At 55.1% G+C, this 1,104-nt stretch carries 1 protein-coding gene; it reads left to right on the forward strand.

Going from position 1 to position 1,104, the window contains the following annotated elements; translation table 11 throughout:
- Positions 1 to 208: 208 nt before the first annotated feature.
- On the forward strand, positions 209 to 1,104 hold an 896-nt coding region (locus KGB21_RS29320; RefSeq protein ID WP_223507547.1), incomplete at its 3' end, for an IS110 family transposase.

The raw sequence follows: 1,104 nt of genomic DNA on the forward strand, positions 1-1,104 counted from the left end.
CGCTTGTATGTTTAGACTTGAAGGGGTGGGCGGGACTAAAAGCTCGATTCCGACTCTAGCCAGTACGGACCGTGGGAGACTTCTCGTCCCGCCCTTTCTACCCGAAGCGCCGATAAGGAATTCATCGGTAAACCAACCGACGATAGAGGCAAGCCAGCGCAAGGGTAAACCCCGACAAGCTCTTAAACCCTAGCCCCGAGGATTCGTCATGACAATCCTTACCTCGCCAACGGTAATCGGTATTGATGTGGCCAAGGCCGAAATCGTCGCTTACCGCGAAGACGAAAAAACCACTGAAGCCGTCAACAACGATCGGGAGACGCTTGGCCGTTGGCTCAAAGCGCTGCCTGCGCAAAGCTCAATTGCTTTGGAAGCCACCAGCATTTACCACTTGGACACGGTTGAACTGGCCCACGAAATGGGGCACCGGGTTTACGTTGTGGATGCTTATCGGCTAAGCCACTACCGCGAAAGCATTGGTCAGCGGGCGAAAACCGACCCTTGTGATGCGCGCCTGCTGGCGCGTTACCTGTCTAGCGAGCAGGAACGACTGCGTCTCTGGAGTCCACCTCCGCAGGCCTACAAGGTGTTGAAAAGTCTGCTGCATAGACGCGCAGAACTCATCAACGTGCGTGTGGGCATCACGCTGAGCTGGTCGAGCGAACCGCTTCTGAAAGATGAATTGGCCCGGCAATTGAAGTCCTTCAAACAAGCTGAGCAGGCTATTCAGAAATTACTGCACAAAGTCAGCAAAGAGGCCGGCATCACCGAGAACATCAAGCGTTGCAAAGCCATTGAAGGGATCGGTGAGCTTACGGCTATGGGCTTGGCGACCGCCTTCATGCGTGGACACTTCGCCAACGGCGATGCATTCATTGCTTTTTTGGGGATGGACTTGCGAGCAAAGGATTCAGGCAAGAAGAACGGGCCTCGCCATCTGTCCAAAAAAGGCGATACGGAGTTGCGGCGCTTGGCTCACAACGCGGCAATGGCGGCTTGTCGATCTCCAATCTGGAAACCTTTTTATGAGTCCTATCTGGCCAGAGGCCTGGCAAAAACCCAAGCCCTGGTCATCCTCGCGCGCAAGCTGTGCCGGGTGGCATT

Origin of the sequence: Pseudomonas sp. GL-RE-29, assembly GCF_019947275.1 — a bacterium.
In the GTDB taxonomy this organism is placed as follows: Bacteria; Pseudomonadota; Gammaproteobacteria; order Pseudomonadales; family Pseudomonadaceae; genus Aquipseudomonas; species Aquipseudomonas fluorescens_A.